At 42.5% G+C, this 16,587-nt stretch carries 20 protein-coding genes; all 20 read right to left on the reverse strand.

The window, feature by feature from the left end; all coding sequences use genetic code 11:
• Nucleotides 1–3 precede the first annotated feature (3 nt).
• Genes flhA through fliF form a run of 20 tightly spaced genes read right to left on the reverse strand, consistent with a single transcriptional unit; the run spans nt 4 to nt 16,562 of the window.
• The gene (gene flhA, locus ASF99_RS09365) at nt 4–2,028 is read right to left on the reverse strand and encodes a flagellar biosynthesis protein FlhA (RefSeq protein WP_023468702.1); all 2,025 of its coding nucleotides are present in this window, start codon (nt 2,026–2,028) and stop codon (nt 4–6) included.
• A gap of 14 nt (nt 2,029–2,042) precedes the next feature.
• Nucleotides 2,043–3,134 carry a flagellar biosynthesis protein FlhB gene (gene flhB, locus ASF99_RS09370; RefSeq protein WP_023468703.1) on the reverse strand — a complete coding sequence of 364 codons (1,092 nt, stop codon included), beginning with the start codon at nt 3,132–3,134 and terminating at the stop codon, nt 2,043–2,045.
• A gap of 4 nt (nt 3,135–3,138) precedes the next feature.
• Complete coding sequence (gene fliR / locus ASF99_RS09375; protein WP_023468704.1) at nt 3,139–3,906, reverse strand: flagellar biosynthetic protein FliR; 768 nt, start codon at nt 3,904–3,906, stop codon at nt 3,139–3,141.
• On the reverse strand, nt 3,903–4,175 hold the full coding sequence (fliQ, locus tag ASF99_RS09380; RefSeq protein ID WP_023468705.1) for a flagellar biosynthesis protein FliQ: 273 nt from the start codon (nt 4,173–4,175) through the stop codon (nt 3,903–3,905). The genes fliR and fliQ overlap by 4 nt, the downstream gene beginning before the upstream one ends.
• Nucleotides 4,176–4,187: 12 nt before the next feature.
• Entirely contained in the window at nt 4,188–4,856 is a 669-nt protein-coding gene (fliP, locus tag ASF99_RS09385; RefSeq protein WP_023468706.1) for a flagellar type III secretion system pore protein FliP, read from the reverse strand.
• Complete coding sequence (locus ASF99_RS09390) at nt 4,853–5,344, reverse strand: flagellar biosynthetic protein FliO (protein WP_023468707.1); 492 nt, start codon at nt 5,342–5,344, stop codon at nt 4,853–4,855. The genes fliP and ASF99_RS09390 overlap by 4 nt, the downstream gene beginning before the upstream one ends.
• Complete coding sequence (locus ASF99_RS09395; RefSeq protein WP_023468708.1) at nt 5,341–5,706, reverse strand: response regulator; 366 nt, start codon at nt 5,704–5,706, stop codon at nt 5,341–5,343. Before ASF99_RS09395 ends, ASF99_RS09390 begins: the two co-directional genes overlap by 4 nt.
• A gap of 14 nt (nt 5,707–5,720) precedes the next feature.
• On the reverse strand, nt 5,721–6,851 hold the full coding sequence (fliY, locus tag ASF99_RS09400) for a flagellar motor switch phosphatase FliY (RefSeq protein WP_035396775.1): 1,131 nt from the start codon (nt 6,849–6,851) through the stop codon (nt 5,721–5,723).
• A 1-nt stretch (nt 6,852) separates the two neighbouring features.
• On the reverse strand, nt 6,853–7,836 hold the full coding sequence (fliM, locus tag ASF99_RS09405) for a flagellar motor switch protein FliM (protein ID WP_023468710.1): 984 nt from the start codon (nt 7,834–7,836) through the stop codon (nt 6,853–6,855).
• A 9-nt stretch (nt 7,837–7,845) separates the two neighbouring features.
• Nucleotides 7,846–8,298 carry a flagellar basal body-associated FliL family protein gene (locus tag ASF99_RS09410; RefSeq protein WP_023468711.1) on the reverse strand — a complete coding sequence of 151 codons (453 nt, stop codon included), beginning with the start codon at nt 8,296–8,298 and terminating at the stop codon, nt 7,846–7,848.
• Nucleotides 8,270–8,509, reverse strand: a complete 240-nt coding sequence (locus ASF99_RS09415) for a flagellar FlbD family protein (RefSeq protein WP_023468712.1) — start codon at nt 8,507–8,509, stop codon at nt 8,270–8,272. Before ASF99_RS09415 ends, ASF99_RS09410 begins: the two co-directional genes overlap by 29 nt.
• Entirely contained in the window at nt 8,506–9,375 is an 870-nt protein-coding gene (flgG, locus tag ASF99_RS09420) for a flagellar basal body rod protein FlgG (RefSeq protein WP_023468713.1), read from the reverse strand. The genes ASF99_RS09415 and flgG overlap by 4 nt, the downstream gene beginning before the upstream one ends.
• On the reverse strand, nt 9,375–9,830 hold the full coding sequence (gene flgD, locus ASF99_RS09425; protein WP_023468714.1) for a flagellar hook assembly protein FlgD: 456 nt from the start codon (nt 9,828–9,830) through the stop codon (nt 9,375–9,377). Before flgD ends, flgG begins: the two co-directional genes overlap by 1 nt.
• Nucleotides 9,814–10,950: a flagellar hook-length control protein FliK gene (locus tag ASF99_RS09430; RefSeq protein ID WP_055968637.1), complete on the reverse strand. Its 1,137-nt coding sequence runs from the start codon at nt 10,948–10,950 to the stop codon at nt 9,814–9,816. Before ASF99_RS09430 ends, flgD begins: the two co-directional genes overlap by 17 nt.
• Before the next feature lie 10 nt (nt 10,951–10,960).
• Nucleotides 10,961–11,512, reverse strand: coding sequence for a MotE family protein (locus tag ASF99_RS09435; protein ID WP_023468716.1), 552 nt, complete (start codon nt 11,510–11,512; stop codon nt 10,961–10,963).
• The gene (locus tag ASF99_RS09440) at nt 11,509–11,943 is read right to left on the reverse strand and encodes a flagellar export protein FliJ (RefSeq protein ID WP_023468717.1); all 435 of its coding nucleotides are present in this window, start codon (nt 11,941–11,943) and stop codon (nt 11,509–11,511) included. The genes ASF99_RS09435 and ASF99_RS09440 overlap by 4 nt, the downstream gene beginning before the upstream one ends.
• 11 nt (nt 11,944–11,954) lie before the next feature.
• Nucleotides 11,955–13,268, reverse strand: coding sequence for a flagellar protein export ATPase FliI (fliI, locus tag ASF99_RS09445; protein ID WP_035396772.1), 1,314 nt, complete (start codon nt 13,266–13,268; stop codon nt 11,955–11,957).
• Nucleotides 13,261–13,986 (reverse strand): FliH/SctL family protein, encoded by a 726-nt coding sequence (locus ASF99_RS09450; RefSeq protein ID WP_023468719.1) that lies wholly within the window; start codon nt 13,984–13,986, stop codon nt 13,261–13,263. Before ASF99_RS09450 ends, fliI begins: the two co-directional genes overlap by 8 nt.
• Nucleotides 13,979–14,986 (reverse strand): flagellar motor switch protein FliG, encoded by a 1,008-nt coding sequence (gene fliG / locus ASF99_RS09455; protein ID WP_023468720.1) that lies wholly within the window; start codon nt 14,984–14,986, stop codon nt 13,979–13,981. The genes ASF99_RS09450 and fliG overlap by 8 nt, the downstream gene beginning before the upstream one ends.
• A gap of 4 nt (nt 14,987–14,990) precedes the next feature.
• Nucleotides 14,991–16,562 carry a flagellar basal-body MS-ring/collar protein FliF gene (fliF, locus tag ASF99_RS09460; protein ID WP_023468721.1) on the reverse strand — a complete coding sequence of 524 codons (1,572 nt, stop codon included), beginning with the start codon at nt 16,560–16,562 and terminating at the stop codon, nt 14,991–14,993.
• Nucleotides 16,563–16,587: the final 25 nt, after the last annotated feature.

Genomic DNA, 16,587 nt, shown 5'->3' on the forward strand with positions numbered 1-16,587 from the left:
TGCTTATATCACCCCAATACTCTTCACTTCGATCGTCGGCATCAATTCGTTATACGATAAGACCGGAATATCCGGGAAGTATCGTTCCGTCAACTGACGAACGAACATTCGAATACTTGGAGAAGTCAGAATGATTGGATGTGCGCCATAGCGTTCAAACTCCATCGTCCGTTCTTGCAGCGTTTCGATGAAGCGACTCGCTTTTTCGGGATCAAGCGCTAAATAATTACCAAACTCTGTCTTCTGGATCGCCGACTGGATATCGAGTTCCATCTCACTTGAGACTGTTACGACGTGTAACACCTCTCCTTGCATGACTTGTTCAGTGATTTGACGTGATAAGGATTGGCGAACATACTCTGCTAGTAATTCACTATCCTTGGTTACTGCGGCATAATCAGCAAGCGTTTCAAAAATTAAAGGTAAATTTCGAATCGATATTTTCTCTTTTAGTAATTGAACGAACACTTTTTGCAAATCCCCAATCGAAAGTAGTTGCGGCGTAACTTCTTCCACTAAAATCGGATGAGATTCTTTTAAATGATCGACCAATTGTTTCGTTTCTTCTCGACCAAGTAATTCAGCAGCATGTTTCTTTAAGAGTTCTGTTAAGTGCGTAGCAACGACAGATGGTGGATCAACGACCGTATAGCCTGACATTTCTGCTCGGCTCCGTGTCTGTTCATCAATCCAGAGTGCCGGCATACCAAATGCCGGTTCAACTGTCTCGATCCCTCGAATCTCTGGATCGTCGACACCCGGACTCATCGCTAAGTAATGATCAAGTAACAGTTCGCCGGTTGCCATCTCACTTCCGCGAATCTTAATCCGGTACTGATTCGGTGATAACTGTAAGTGATCCCGAATCCGAACGGTCGGAAGAACGAATCCGAGTTCAAGAGCTAGTTGCCTACGAATCATGACGACACGATCGAGTAAATCGCCACCTTGCGCTTCATCAGCAAGCGGAATCAAACCATAACCGAATTCGAATTCAATCGTATCAACATTCAGTAAGGAAATAACTGATTCGCTTGATCGTAAATTTTCGCTTGGTGCTTCTTCGACAGCAACTTCTTCTTGCATCGTCTTCGTCGCCTGCTTCATTCGCCAAGCAAAGAATCCAAACAGTGCAGCGATCGGCATCGTGACGTAATCCGGAATCGCCGTGAACAGTCCAAGTAAGAAGATCGCTCCTGCTGCAATTCCAACGAGGAGTGGTGTCCGTGTCAATTGACCGATGACATCCTCTCCAAGATTTCCATCAGACGTTGAACGTGTGACGATAATACCGGTCGCAACCGATATCAAAAGGGCTGGAATCTGACTGACAAGACCGTCACCAACTGTTAGCAACGTATACAAATTGACGGATTCCATCATCGGTAAACCCTGCTGGACAACACCGATGATCATCCCGAAAATCAAGTTGATGATGACGATGATGATGCCTGCGATTGCATCTCCTTTAACGAACTTCGACGCCCCATCCATCGCACCATAAAAATCCGCTTCCGACTGAATTTTTTGGCGACGAGTCCGGGCTTGCAATTCGTCAATCATGCCGGAGTTCAAATCAGCATCGATCGCCATTTGTTTCCCTGGCATCGCATCGAGCGTAAAACGTGCCGAGACTTCCGAGACTCGTTCTGAACCCTTTGTGATGACAAGAAACTGGATTAAGACGAGAATCAAGAAGACGACGAAGCCGACAAGCGCGTTACCTCCGACAACAAAACTACCGAAAGCCTCGATGACTTCGCCACCGTTTCCGTTTGATAAAATCGCCCGTGTCGTTGAGACATTGAGCGCAAGACGAAACAGCGTAACGATCAGTAACAATGTCGGAAATACAGAAAACTCAAGTGCCTCTTTGGCATTCATCGCAACGAGTAGTACCATCAAGGCAATTAAAATATTGATGATGATTAAAAAATCGAGCATGATAGCGGGCAGTGGAATGACGAGCATGAAGACGATCATGATGACGCCTAGCAGAACCGTTAAATCTCGTGTTGATATACTCATGATGCTTCATCCTTTCATTTTGCTTGTTTCAGTTGATAGACAAAGGCGAGTGTTTCAGCGAGCGCCTGATAGAACGTTTCATCCACTGCCATACCAATTTCTGATTGAGCGAACAACGCCCGCGCCAGCGGACGATTTTCAACAATCGGGACATCAGCTGCTGTCGCCTTCTCCCGAATCCGGAACGCGACAGCATCTACGCCTTTAGCAACGACAATCGGTGCCATATGTTTTCCGTCATCGTATTGAATCGCTACCGCATAATGGGTTGGGTTCGTGATGACGACGTCGGCATTTGGTATTTCTTGCATCATCCGCCGCATCGCCATCTCCCGTTGTTGTTGTTTGATTTTCCCTTTGATTTGAGGGTCACCCTCTGTGTTTTTATGCTCATCTTTTAAATCCTGTTTACTCATTCGGATCGACTTCTCGAAATCAAATTTTTGATAAGCGAAGTCCAAAATGGCTAATGCAATCAAAGCGATACTAACAGATAAACCGAGTAAAAATGTTAAATGACCAATGATAGCTAATGCATCACCGATTGGTTCCGAAGTCAACCGTGAAATTTCGACCTTGTTATTCCATAAGACCGTGCCGCTCGTCACACCGATGACAAGCAGTTTAAAGACCGATTTTAAAAATTCGACGAGCGCTTTGACACTAACAATTCGTTTGACGCCTTGTAGTGGATTAATCCGATCCAGTTTCGGTTGGATCGCCTCGCCACTCAAAAGTACACCAATTTGAACAAAATTCCCGAGAACACCGATGACGACCGCTGTTAAAAAGAACGGTGCGACGAGAATTCCCATTTGAATCAGCATCTCGACTAAAATCTGTTCAATTCGTCCCTCCTCAACAGCCTGCAACACTTGACTTGCACTTAGACCATCTTGTAGAACGAGGACGAATCGTCGTCCTAGAAATGGACCAAAAAAATAGAGGACGAGGAACATCGCGAATAACATAAAACTACTTGTCAGATCCGCTGATTTTGCGACTTGCCCCTTCTTGCGGGAATCATCCCGCTTTCGAGGTGTCGCCTTCTCCGTCTTCTCACCAGCGAAGTACTGAAGGTCAAGGCGTAATCGATATGAATGCATGTCCTCAACCTCCTAGTAATCGAATGGCATCTGCAAGTACATCTTGTAGTAATGGAACGAATCGACCGATTCCTGTGATCGTCGCTCCTGCTAATAAAAACAGAATCGCGTATCCCATCAATAGTTTGACGGAAAAACCAATCGCAAAAATGTTGAATTGGGGAGCCGTTTTCGCTAGGAAACCGAGCGCGAGATCCACTAAAAAGAGTGAAACGACAAGTGGCATCGCCATTTGTAAGGCAGTCAACATCGCAAGCCCAACGACACGGATGACAAGGCTCATTCCTGCGTCGCCCGATACCGCAATCAGGCTACCTGGTGGAAAGATTTGAAAACTCGTGTAGATGCCGTCAAGTAAAATCAGGTGCATATCAGAAGCGAGCAAGACGAGTAATGTCAGCATGTAATAAAAACGACCAACGATAGGTGACTGTCCACCAAACATCGGGTCATAAGCGGAAGCCATTGCAAGCCCCATTTGCAAATCAATGATGGAACCGGCAATTTGTGGCGCATACAATAAAAAACTGGCAAGTAACCCAAGTGCTAGACCGACTAAAACTTCCGTTCCCATTCGAAAGAAAAAATCGAAATCTTCTACGCGGACATCTGTTTTGACGGCATAACTTGCAAAGTAAGCTAGGCCTGCCGCCAATGCTAATTTATGTTGTGCTGGTAGTTGCTTTGAAGAAAACAACGGAGCTGCAACGAGAAATCCGACGATCCGACCAAAGATGAGTAAAAATACACTCAAGAAAGAAAGTAACGTCATTTGCGGGAAACCTCAGCGATTTGTTTGAATAGATCAATCGTAAAGGTCTGTAGCTCCTGCATGATCCAAGGACCAAAAAAGACGAGTGCTAAAAATACGGCAACGATCTTTGGAACGAACGATAACGTCTGTTCCTGAATTTGCGTCGTCGCCTGCAAAATACTAACGAGCAGACCTACGACGAGCGAGACGAGTAGCAAGGGAGCCGATACCTTGAGTAATGTCCAGACGGCAGAACTTGCAAGCTGTATGATCATTTCTTGAGTCATTCGGATCCCTCCCTAACGCATACTGACGAGCAATGATTCAACAATCAGGTGCCAGCCGTCAACTAAAATAAATAACAATAATTTAAACGGTAACGCAATCATGACCGGTGGCAACATCATCATTCCCATCGACATCAGGACACTTGAGACGACCATATCGATGACAAGAAAAGGTATGAAGATCATGAACCCGATTTGAAAGGCCGTTTTTAATTCACTGATCGCATAAGCTGGAACAAGTGCGACAAGTGGAATATCTTCAATTTTTTCTGGTTTTTCATAATTACCGTACTTTAAAAACAACTCTAAATCGTTTGTTCGCGTGTGTTTCGACATGAACCGTTTCATCGTATCTCCCGCTTTATCAAACGCTTCATCTTGACTGATTTTATCTGCCATATATGGTTTTAAGGCCGTCGTGTTTAATTCAGATAAGACAGGCGACATAACGAATAATGTAATGAACAAAGCGAGTCCAACGAGGAGCTGGTTTGGTGGCGTCTGTTGTGTTCCAAGAGCAGAACGGACAAAAGACAACACAACGACAACACGCGTAAAGCAGGTCATCAAAATGAGCAGTGACGGCGCAAGTGATAACAACGTCAGTAACACAAGTAGCTTAATCGATGTCGCTGTTCCTGACGGAGTATCAAGTGATATCAGATTCTCAATCGTATTCATGAGCGACCTCGATTCTTTTGCAGTTGTTCGAGTTGTTGTTTAAACGTCTCAAGAAACGGCGAAGGTGAGGATTTCGGGGAAGACTCTTCAAAATCCGTTGGTTCATATCCTTCCAGATCATCCAATGTATCTAATAATTGTACGTTTTCACCGACACCGACGACGTAAATCTTATCTTGTATCTTGACTAACTGAACCGATCGATCTTTCCCGAGTGGTACTCCACCTAAATGGGTCAATCGTCCGGAATGTCTGACACCTCGCGTTCGTTCGTGAATGAATCGTGTCACAAGGATGAATCCGCCGATCAAGACGATAAGAACGACGACTCCTTTAAAAATAGTCAACGCCATGGAAGGACTCTCATCGACTTGCTGAGTCGCCGGTGCATCGTTCTGAGTTGGATTTAATTTTTCTTCGACTGTTTCTGCACTTACGGGAACCGAAAGCAAAAACAGCAGACAAATCAGCAAAGTCACTTTTTTCATGACGAGACAGTTTTCGAAACCGCTTCTAGTACACGATCTGCTTGGAACGGTTTAACGATGAAATCTTTAGCACCTGCTTGAATAGCATCGATAACCATTGACTGTTGTCCCATTGCTGAACACATGATGACTTTAGCAGCCGGATTAATTGCTTTAATTTCCTTTAAAGCAGAGATTCCGTCCATTTCTGGCATCGTGATATCGAGTGTGACGAGATCTGGTGTTAATTCCTTATACTTTGAAACAGCCTCTAATCCATTCTCCGCTTCGCCAACGACATCGTAGCCATTCTTCGATAAAATTTCCTTGATCATCATTCGCATGAAAGCAGCGTCATCTACGATTAATACTTTTGCACTCATTTTATAGTTCCTCCTTAGAACATCCGAAGACGTTCTTTTGTATTTACGATTTCTGTAATGCGTACTCCGAAGTTTTCTTCAATGACTACAACTTCTCCGGTTGCAATCAACGTGTTGTTTACAAATACATCTACTGGTTCACCTGCTAATTTATCAAGTTCAATGATGGAACCTTGCGTCAGTTCTAGGATATCTCTAACCGATCGTCGTGTACGTCCTAGTTCAACCGTGACGTTCAACGGTACGTCATACAACATACCAATATTAGCCGGCGTACCGTCTACTTGTGCATCACTTAATTGACCGAATTGGACAGGACTGACAGCAACACTTTCTTTCACTACTTGTTCCTGAACTGGAGCAGGTTTTGCTGGCGGTGGAGAAGCTTCAACGGCTGGTGACGATTTAGGTTGAGTTTGTGCCGCAGGTTGAACCGGTGAAGGCTCATTTGATACTTCTGTGCTTGCTAAGAACAACTTTTGAATGAGTTGTTTAGAAAACTCGAGCGGTGCCAACTGTACGATTTTCGAATCAATCAATGTCCCGATTTTCAAATCGAACTCAATGATGACCATACTGTCCCAAAGAGAGAAACTATCTACGATACTTTTCTCTTGCGAAAAATCAAAAATTTCAACAGCTGGAGGTGAGATATCAATTCTCATGGAGAATACCGTGGACATCGATGTAGCGGCAGCTCCCATCATTTGGTTCATTGCTTCTTGTACAGCTGAAAGCGCAATCGGCTCCATCTCAGCAGTTTCATCAATGACACCATCTCCGCCCATCATTAAATTCGCAATAATGGAGGCATCCCGTTGTGTTAAGATGAGGACATTTTCACCTTTAAAACCTTCTGTATATCCAACGCGTAAGGCAACATGCGGAATGGGATAACGACTTCTTAATTCATCCATCGTAATCATTCGAACATGTGGCGTCGTAATTTCTACTTTTTGATTCAACAATGCGGATAAAGCGGTAGCTGAATTTCCTAATGAAATATTCCCTACTTCTCCAAGCGCATCGATTTCCATCTCATCTAAAACTTCTTCATCCGATTGGGTATCGCTTGCATCATCAGAATCAGATGGTGTTCCTCTTAATAAAGCATCGATCTCATCTTGCGAAAGCATATCGCTCATGTTATTCCTCCTCAATTCGTTGTATGACTTGTAAAGCGAGATGCTTCCCATTTAGACCTGGTCGCGCCTTGAACATTTTACGATCATCGACGAACAGTTCAACCGGATCAGATGTACGTGTCTTCAGGGATAGACAGTCGCCAACTTCGAGGTGTAACAACTCACCAAACGACAGATCCGTCTGGCCAAGCACTGCTTTCAAATCGACGACAGAACTCATTAATTGAGTCTGCATATGTTCAGACGCTTGATCATTGATTGACTTACGCTTATCTTGTTGCATCCAAAAATGACTGGATAGTTTAGGTAAAATCGGTTCTAATGTGACGAAAGGTAAACATACATTTAATGTGCCACTCACTTCACCGACCGTTACATAAATGGACACAAGAATAACCGTTTCATTTGGAGAGACGAGCTGGAGAAATTGTGGATTGATCTCAAGATCATCGTATTCAGCTTCTAATTCTGTAATCGATTCCCAAGCCGCTCCATATTGCACAAATGCTCGTTTAAACAGCTGCGTCAAAATACGTGTTTCAATTTCAGTTAAGTTCTCAATTTTGTTCATTCCTTCGCCCGGTCCACCAAGCAGACGATCTAACATTGCATACGCAATATTTGGGTTCACTTCAAAAATGACTTTCCCGTCTAATGGTTGAAGGTTGACCAAATTGATTAATGTCATATTTGGAATAGAATGAATGAATTCATCATAGGGCAGTTGTTCCACTGTATTCACTGTGAACTGGACATATGTTCTTAACTGAGCTGAAAAATGAGTCGTTAGCACTCGAGCAAATTGCTCATGAATGCGCGTTAAGTTTCGTAATTGGTCTTTAGAGAAACGAAGGGCACGTTTGAAATCATATACCTTAACGCGCCGCTCTTCTTCTTGACTCCTGATTTCCTCAACTTCCATATCTCCACTTGAAATAGCTGATAGCAAGGCGTCAATTTCATGTTGTGATAATACTTCGCTCATGCTGCCACCTCACTGGATGATTTTTTTCGTAGTGTAGACACGTTGGACATCACCCTCTTGGATGAGTTTTTTGAACTGGACACGTAATTTTTCTTCCAGTTTCTCCATGTCGGCTTTCGAATCTAAATCCGATTTTTTCATGGTAGATAAATCCCCAAGAATGATGTTGTTAATTTGGAATTTACGTAATTCTAAATCATCCCGTGTTTTTTGGTCATCGGTTACGATTGTAAATTGTACATTCAAGAAACGTTCGTCTGAGATGTTCGTCGTCAAATCATCAGTCTGAAGACTACGTGCATCAAGCTCTTCTCCAGTCGGCTGTTCTACTTTTGCTTTCGTTTCATCTGGAGCAATCAAATATTTCATTACCATGTACCCAGCTCCAACCATCATGAGAGCAACGATGACCATGATCAATGGTAATTTAAGCTTACTTTTCTTTTTCTCTTCTTCCGCCATCATCGATCCTCCTTACACTCGTCAAACCGGTCAATCCGATTTGACGATAAAATTGAATTGCTGCCTCCGTCACTTCCTCCATCGATTCTTGTACGACATACGTTTGTCCACCAATGAGGTGAATTGTCGTATCAGGAGTCGAACGAATGGATTCAATCAAGCTGGCATTAATGACTAATGGTGTTTTCCGTAACGTCGTTAACTGAATCATCGTTTCAGATTGACGAGTTCTTCTAACACTTGGTCACTCGTTGTAATGATTCGTGTGTTTGCCTGGAAACCACGCTGCGCAATGATCATCTCCGTAAATTCTTCTGACAAATCGACGTTTGACATCTCGAGTGTTCCAGATGTCAACTGACCGAGACCGTTTGTACTAGGGGTTCCGGTTGCTGCTGCACCAGAGTTTTGAGAAGAAGCAAATAAATTTACACCAGACTTTTCAAGACCACCTGGGTTAGGGAAGTTTGCTAATGTAATATACCCTACCGTAGTTAGCGCACCCGTATTATTTACATAAGTGACTAATCCATCTTTCCCAATCGATAAGTTTCGTGCATCAGTAGGGATTTTTAATTTTTGATAACCTGGAGTCGGCGCTGCAGGTGGAACAGAACCATTCGGTAAGTTATTAGGAACAGGACCTGTTGGAACAGCAGCTGTTCCAGTACCAACAACGTAGTTTCCATCACCAGTAACGATGTTTCCGTCTAAATCCGTATAAAAGTTTCCAGATCTCGTATAGCGAATACCTTCCGCTGTCATGACTTGATAGAATCCTTCACCAGAAATCCCGACGTCAAGCGTCCGACCGGTATTTTGAAGTGCTCCTTGGTTGTAGACGTTATCGACTGTTGACATCGATGCCCCAAGACCGACTTGTTTCGGGTTCGTTCCCCCGACGCCGCCACCCGCACCAGAAGCAGATCCGACAGATTGGTTAACTAAATCCTTGAACGTAACACGCCCTTTTTTGTAACCGAATGTATTGACGTTTGCGATGTTGTTACCGACGACATCCAATTTCGTTTGGAAGTTTTTCAACCCACTGATTCCTGAATACATTGAACGTAACATTATTTTTCCTCCTTAGATTTGATTTGCGTCAGGTCATACACACTGACCCGTTTACCGTTCGATAATTCAGCGATGACATCCACACCATCTCGTTTGACACTTAGTACAGTTGCTGTCTCTTCCGTTGAAGACGTTTCATCCTCAGCGTTAGCAGACGGTGTATAACTGACATCTTTCCCAATCAGGTTACTGTACGTCATCAACGCACCCGCATGCTGATTTAGGATCATCGTTTCCATCCCTTTTCCAATCGATTGCATCTGTTCTAACGAAGAAAACTGAGCCATTTGGGCAATGAACTCTTTATCTTCCATCGGAGCTGTTGGATCTTGGTTCGATAACTGGGCGATTAAAATTTTCATGAACATATCTTTATCCATCGAGTTGTTGGATACGGTTTGCTTTTTTTCAGGTAACTGAAACGAAGAACCGTCATTTTTAATCCCTTCCGTCATCTTCTTCCTCCTCTCGCTCTTCTTCTTGCTGATGTGAAGAAGATTCCTGTTTTTCCTGTTCACGTCGTTCTGAAGAGAATCCTTGTTCAAATTCTCTTGCAGCAGTCGCAATGATACCTGTTTCGATTTTCACAACCGGACTCTGTTGATGTAGTGTCGTATGTAGTTTTCCGAGTTGTTGTTCGATCAATTGCTTCGTTTGCTCATTCGCCATGAAAAGCTTAATCGTAAGTTCATTTCCTTTTCGATCTACTTGAACGACTAGTTCACCTAACTGTTCAGGATATAAACGAATAGAGATTTTTGAAGAACCATCTTTACCGTTTATAAAAGGTGCTTGCTTTAACGCCGCTTCGATTCGATTCATAATTTGCTCATCGACCGGTAAAAATGGAACTGTGCGATTCACGCTATTGAAAAGGAGCACATGATTCATTCGATTTACACTTACTGCCGGTGCTGCTGTATTCGCTTTAATATCTTGTTCCAGTGCTGAGGAGGGCTCTTGACTTTGTTTCTGAATAACATTCACTATTTTATTCTGACCCGTTTCCATGAACTTTTCTTTTGACGGCGTCAGTTCATTTTTGACGGGTAAAATCAACTTCTCCATGTTTTCTTCTACTGGAGCCGTTCCAATACTTTGCACGGAATTTACTTCTGGCTTCAATTGCTGATTCTGTTTCTGTAATACATTTCCGATTAACGCATTAATTTGAGCGGGAGTGATGGATGATTGATCGAGTAGCTGAACAGCAGATTCGATATTTCCTTCTTGAATCGCCTTTAAAATCTGAACAATCTCTCGATGCTTCACCGAATGAATTGGAAGGCTACTGACCTCAGGTTGCTCCAGCACTTCTAAAATCATTTCTGGATGATCCATAAGCGACTGGATATTTTGAAGCAATACAGCCTTTTCAGATTTTCCATCTACATCTACACGTTCCGAATCTTTTAGTGATACATCCGGTATTCCTTGATTTACAGTCAACTCATTGCTCGTTAGAAATTGTAAAAGTGTCGCAAACTTACCTGTTGCATCTGTTGCGTTCCCCATCTCATCGGTACCTATCGCTGTTCCTTGTACCGGATTCATTTGAAGATCTGAAATATTCATGATCTCACCTCTATTCCGAAGCTAATAATTGAGTTAATGCTGCTGCTTTTTTGGCATCCATTTTGGCAATGATTGCAGCTTGCTGTTCTGCATCGATGTTTTCAATGATCGAAACCACTTCAGTTGGGCTGAGTTCATTAAAGATTAACGCCGCTTCTTTAGGTGACATTTCTGCATATACATCAGATACTGGTGTTTTCTTAGTTTTCTTCTCACTCGTAGAAGTAGTTGAAGCAGCAGGAGTTGATGCTTTTTTTAACTGATCCCGTTCTGAGATTAGTTTCGTGATTTCTTGTTCTTTCACTTGCAACGTTTGCTTTTGTTCTTCTTTTTCATTGCGTAATTTCTTAATTTCGTTGTTTGCTACTTTTAAACGTTTGACCAACTCTTGGTCATTAGAGGTAGCAGTAGATTTTGCTGTTTTTTCTGTATCGAACGGTAAAGATAATAATGGTCTTCCGTTCGCATAATTCAACACGAAGTATGCTGTCAGCAAGATGATGATAAACGGGATGATCACTAATGGTAATATCCACTGCTTTGACGTCTTTTGTTCACTCATATCGTTTGACCTCTTTTAAAATGTAGAAGAGATAGCTCATCTAGTTGATTTTGTTCTACTATTGCAAGTTCTCGTCGTACTTCAATAAAATGATTTTCTTGTAGTTTGGTGAATTTTTTCTCTTCGATCATGGCTTCTTTTAATGCCAATTGCGCTTTTTCATAAACGTTCTTAGCTTGCGTGACGAACAACTGTTGTCTCTCGATTTGTTGCTTCACTACATCCCTGGCTCTTTCACGATATTGTGAATCAACCAACTCAATCCGTCCGATTTGATCCTGTTCTTTCAAAAACGTTTCGTACCGGACCAACAGTTGATACAGCTTCTGCATTTCCTCTTCATAACGCATCTTTTTTTCAGCTGTTTCTTTTGAGACTCGATCCTTTTCCGCTTCAGCGAGCGGAATGATTCGTTCATATATCGTTCGCATGTCCGCTCCCCTTATGGAATAATCTGAAATAGTCTTTCAATTGCGGCATCTAAGTCACTCACTTCATGGACAGACTGTTTTAGAAATTCGATGAGTTGTGGATAGATTTGAATGGCCCGATCGATTTCTGGATTTGTTCCGCTTTTATACGCTCCAATGTTAATCAAATCTTCCGCATCTAAATAAGTAGAGAGAAGCTGACGAAAAACGATGGCCTTTTGTTTATGCTCTTCTGAAGTGATTTGATTCATGACACGACTGATGGAGCGTAATACATGAATCGCAGGATATTGTCCTTTGTTCGCTAAATTCCGATCCAGTACAAAGTGACCATCCAAAATTCCGCGTACAGCATCTGCAATCGGTTCATTCATATCATCCCCATCAACCAAGACGGTATAGAATGCTGTGATCGAGCCTTTTTCAGTCTTACCGCTTCGCTCCAAAAGTTGTGGGAGTAGCGCAAAGACACTTGGTGTATATCCTTTTGAAGCGGGAGGTTCACCTGTCGCTAGTCCGATTTCACGTTGTGCCATTGCAAATCGTGTAACGGAGTCCATCATCAGGACGACATTTTTCCCTTGATCCCGAAAGTACTCAGCAATCGCTGTTGCAGTGTAAGCACCTTTAAGTCGTACAAGGGGCGATTGATCACTCGTTGCTACAACGATGATCGACCGACTCATTCCTTCCTCACCTAACTCCGCTTCGATAAACTCTTTGACTTCACGTCCACGCTCTCCAATTAAAGCAATCACGTTGATATCCGCTGTTGACCGTTTCGCAATCATTCCTAAAAGTGTGGACTTTCCGACGCCTGATCCTGCAAATAACCCAACACGCTGTCCTTCACCTACTGTTAATAACGTATCAATTGCTCGTATCCCAGTTGAGAGTACTTCGCTAATACGTGGGCGACTAAGCGGACTTGGTGGCTTTCTAACAATGGATGTTGTTTTTAAATGCTCTAGGTTTTCACCGTCTAATGGTCTGCCTAGTCCATCTAACACTTGACCTATCAACTCTTCGCCTACAGGAACGTGTAACGGTTTACCTGAAGCAACAACGATGGACCCTGGAGCGATTGCTGTCGTTTCACCATAAGGCATAAGTAGAACATGCCCCTCTTTAAAGCCAACGACCTCTGCTTCAATTTCATGGTGTGCGTTCAATTGAATAAAACAGCGCTCTCCAATTGATACAGCAGTAGGTCCTCTCGATTCGATCATCAAACCAATAACTTGGACTACTTTACCTGAATGTCGAAGCAGATCATCAAATTTAATGTCTTGAATCGCTTCTTGCAAATGTTGAACTTTATACATCCGTCAACACCTCAAAAATCTTTTTCTCAAGATGTTTAAAACTGGAGTGTAACCCACCCGTAATCGCTCCATTTTCAGAATCGATTCTAAAATCACGTGGTGACAATTCTGGATCTAACCGGAGTTGGACACTGACTGTCGCTCCGAGAATAGATTGAATCTTATCTTCCATCATGACTAAGCGTTCAAAATCTTGAGGCGATGCATATACAAATAATTTCTCGCGATCTCTAAACTGAATCAATAGTTTATGAATCATCTTATACAATGTCTCTTCATCAGAATCTAATAGATTTTCTAGAAATAAATGCGTCGTTTGAAGAGCAGCTACACATAGATCATGTTCCATCATCATAAGTTTCTCTTGAAAACGTTGCTCTAATTTCTCACTTAACGCATTTAAGTCAGACATTGCCTTATCATATGTTGCGAAGCCGCTTGATTGTCCTTCAACAAACCCTGCTTCATACCCTTGCAGCGTTGCCGCCTCGAGCGTTCTTAATTTTTCTTCTTCCAATTGCGCTAGTCTTGATTCGTGTTCTTCCATCAAACGCTTTTCTAAAAGTGTCAATTGATTCTGACGTTCTAACCATTCTTCTTCATAGGAAATCGTAACGAGATTACTGTCATGATCAACGTTTTCAGACGATGCTACTGGCTGATGAATCAAACGCTGCGATTTCGACAAGACACTCTGCCGTTTAATGACGTTAGACAACGATATCATCTCCTCCACCGCGTGCGACGACGATCTCACCCATATCTTCTAAACGACGAATGATACCGACAATTCGACTTTGTGCTTCTTCGACATCGCGTAATCGAACAGGACCCATGAACTCCATATCTTCTTTGAACGACTCGACCATCCGCTGAGACATATTTCGATACACCATGTCTTTGACGTCATCAGATGATACTTTCAATGCTAAAAGAAGATCCTCATTTGAAACTTCACGAATGATACGTTGAATTGCACGTGCATCCAATGTGACAATATCCTCAAATACGAACATCCGCTTTTTAATTTCCTCAGCGAGTTCAGGATCTTGAATTTCAAGCGTATCCAAAATCGTTCGTTCTGTCGTTCGGTCAACACCATTCAACACTTGAACCACTGCTTCAATCCCGCCTGACTGAGCATAGTCTTGCATTCCTGCTTGAGACAGGTTACGTTCTAAAATCAACTCAACTTCACTAATGATTTCCGGATTCATTCGATCCATCGTAGCAATTCGTCTCGCTACATCCGACTGTGCCTCTGCCGGAAGCTCAGAAAGGATTTGTCCTGACTTCGCTGGATCCAAATGAGCAAGGACTAGAGCAATCGTTTGCGGATGTTCATTTTGAATAAAATTCAATAATTGTTTTGAATCTGCTTTTCGTGCAAACTCGAAAGGACGTACTTGAAGTGTTGATGTGAGGCGATGAATCAATTCCATCGCCTTTTCTTCACCAACAGCTTTTTCTAATACGGATTTCGCAAAACCGATACCACCTTGCGTGATATAGTTCTGTGCCATTGCTAAATCATGAAATTCATCCAGAACACCTGCTTTATCTTCAGGGTCAATTCGTTTCATGCTTGAGATTTGTAACGTCAACCATTCCATCTCTTCTTCACTTAGATGCTTATATACGTTCGCCGCGACTTCTGGACCTAATGAAATCATTAGGACGGCAGCCTTTTCACGACTATTCATCTCTAATTTCTTCATAGGATCAATCCTCCGCTAACCAAGTTCTAAGCAGTTTTGCAAATTCGTCTGGATTTGACGCTGCTAATTTTTCTAGTTGTTTTCGTTTTTGTGCTTCATTGCTATTATCTTCAGTCGATAACTCAGGAATTTCTGTTTCAATCGGTGTCCATTCCTCTAAGCTTTCCTCTTCTTCTTTTTTACGTTTACGAACCATGAAGAAAATCATGCCTATGATGACTAAAGCTGCTGCACCTAATGCAAACCAAACCCACATCGGAATTGTTTCTGAAGTAGCGGTCTGTTTAGTTGTCGTGTTAGCAAATGGTCGAGACATGACAACTACTTTATTTGTCAGTTCCGCATCTGTTAACGTCGTTTTAGCATCTTGTTTTGTAATGGACGTACGAATGATAGAATACATCATCGTCTGTAAGTCCGTTTGTAACTGCGGATCAATTTGTGTCTGACCCTTTGGTGGTTCTACTATGATTTGAATACCTAAGTCACGAATTTCATATGGTGCCCCAGAAATCTGTTTCGTGATTCGATTTACTTCATAGTTAATAATATCGTGTGTTTTTTCACTCGTATCTCCAGCTTCACCATTTCCTGTCGGGAAATTGATTGTTTCATTTTCGCCAGTCCCAGCAGTTCCCTGATTCGCTGCACCTGTGTATGCTTCAGCTACTTTTTCAGCAGATGTGACGATTCCTTCGATTTTATCTGGATCTACTGGTTCTACTAATTTTTGTTCTTCCTGACGTTTCGTAACATCTACGTCCGCTGTGACCGATACGAGTGCTTTTTGCGGTCCAAGAACAACGGAAAGCATTTGTTGGATCTGTTTCCGTAAATCGTTCTCTGTTGCTTTTTTAAGCGCCATCGGATCTGTTCCACCTGCTGTCTGCGTCGCATTGCCCGGTTCATAGTACGTGAAGTACTGATCCATGATCGTAATGTTTTCTTCTTTAAGATTTGGAATACTTTTAGCGATCAAATGATACAGACCTTGAACCGTTTGATTATTCAAGTTACTACCTGCGCTAGAGGTCAATACGACCGATACTGTTGAAGATTCTTTCTCATCCGATAAAAAGACACTCTTTTCTGGGAGCGTAATCATGACTTTAGCTGACTCGATTCCATTGACTTGTGTAATCAAGTTTTCGAGTTCCGTCTGCATCGTGTCGCGTTCCAAGATGTTCATTTCTTTATCCGTCGTTCCGAAACCCGCGTTTTCACTAAAGAAGGAATAATCAATTTGACCAGACTTTGGAATACCAGCTGTTGCTAATTCGACTTTCAAATTCTCAACATTCGCCTCTGGAACAAGAATGGTCACGCCATTAGCTTCACTAACAACTTCAGACTGAATACCGTCCTCGTTTAGTTTTTCCGTCACTTGTCCGGCTTCTTGTGGTGATAATTTTGAATAAAGGGGTGTCATCGTTGGTTTAGATAACCAGAGAATAGCGACGATCAACGCTGCTAAAACGACGATAATACTTCCAAGAATCATCGCCTTTTTAGCGAGTGACCATGATTTCCACGTTGTATTAATGGTGTTCCATCTTGCTTTTAATCCTTCGTTCATTCAACATCTCCCACGCTTTCCTTAA

It is taken from the genome of Exiguobacterium sp. Leaf187 (assembly GCF_001423925.1).
Lineage (GTDB): Bacteria > Bacillota > Bacilli > Exiguobacteriales > Exiguobacteriaceae > Exiguobacterium_A > Exiguobacterium_A indicum.

What these genes read in the sequence shown, in the direction of transcription:
- ASF99_RS09395 (WP_023468708.1), bottom strand. Translation starts at nt 5,706, where the DNA reads ATGAGTGCAAAAGTATTAATCGTAGATGACGCTGCTTTCATGCGAATG.
- fliR (WP_023468704.1), bottom strand. Translation starts at nt 3,906, where the DNA reads ATGACGTTACTTTCTTTCTTGAGTGTATTTTTACTCATCTTTGGTCGG.
- flhB (WP_023468703.1), bottom strand. Translation starts at nt 3,134, where the DNA reads ATGCATTCATATCGATTACGCCTTGACCTTCAGTACTTCGCTGGTGAG.
- ASF99_RS09390 (WP_023468707.1), bottom strand. Translation starts at nt 5,344, where the DNA reads ATGAAAAAAGTGACTTTGCTGATTTGTCTGCTGTTTTTGCTTTCGGTT.
- fliM (WP_023468710.1), bottom strand. Translation starts at nt 7,836, where the DNA reads ATGAGCGAAGTATTATCACAACATGAAATTGACGCCTTGCTATCAGCT.
- ASF99_RS09415 (WP_023468712.1), bottom strand. Translation starts at nt 8,509, where the DNA reads ATGATTCAGTTAACGACGTTACGGAAAACACCATTAGTCATTAATGCC.
- ASF99_RS09430 (WP_055968637.1), bottom strand. Translation starts at nt 10,950, where the DNA reads ATGAATATTTCAGATCTTCAAATGAATCCGGTACAAGGAACAGCGATA.
- ASF99_RS09435 (WP_023468716.1), bottom strand. Translation starts at nt 11,512, where the DNA reads ATGAGTGAACAAAAGACGTCAAAGCAGTGGATATTACCATTAGTGATC.
- flgD (WP_023468714.1), bottom strand. Translation starts at nt 9,830, where the DNA reads ATGACGGAAGGGATTAAAAATGACGGTTCTTCGTTTCAGTTACCTGAA.
- fliQ (WP_023468705.1), bottom strand. Translation starts at nt 4,175, where the DNA reads ATGACTCAAGAAATGATCATACAGCTTGCAAGTTCTGCCGTCTGGACA.
- flgG (WP_023468713.1), bottom strand. Translation starts at nt 9,375, where the DNA reads ATGTTACGTTCAATGTATTCAGGAATCAGTGGGTTGAAAAACTTCCAA.
- fliG (WP_023468720.1), bottom strand. Translation starts at nt 14,986, where the DNA reads ATGAAGAAATTAGAGATGAATAGTCGTGAAAAGGCTGCCGTCCTAATG.
- fliI (WP_035396772.1), bottom strand. Translation starts at nt 13,268, where the DNA reads ATGTATAAAGTTCAACATTTGCAAGAAGCGATTCAAGACATTAAATTT.
- fliY (WP_035396775.1), bottom strand. Translation starts at nt 6,851, where the DNA reads ATGAGCGATATGCTTTCGCAAGATGAGATCGATGCTTTATTAAGAGGA.
- fliP (WP_023468706.1), bottom strand. Translation starts at nt 4,856, where the DNA reads ATGAATACGATTGAGAATCTGATATCACTTGATACTCCGTCAGGAACA.
- ASF99_RS09410 (WP_023468711.1), bottom strand. Translation starts at nt 8,298, where the DNA reads ATGGCGGAAGAAGAGAAAAAGAAAAGTAAGCTTAAATTACCATTGATC.
- ASF99_RS09440 (WP_023468717.1), bottom strand. Translation starts at nt 11,943, where the DNA reads ATGCGAACGATATATGAACGAATCATTCCGCTCGCTGAAGCGGAAAAG.
- fliF (WP_023468721.1), bottom strand. Translation starts at nt 16,562, where the DNA reads ATGAACGAAGGATTAAAAGCAAGATGGAACACCATTAATACAACGTGG.
- flhA (WP_023468702.1), bottom strand. Translation starts at nt 2,028, where the DNA reads ATGAGTATATCAACACGAGATTTAACGGTTCTGCTAGGCGTCATCATG.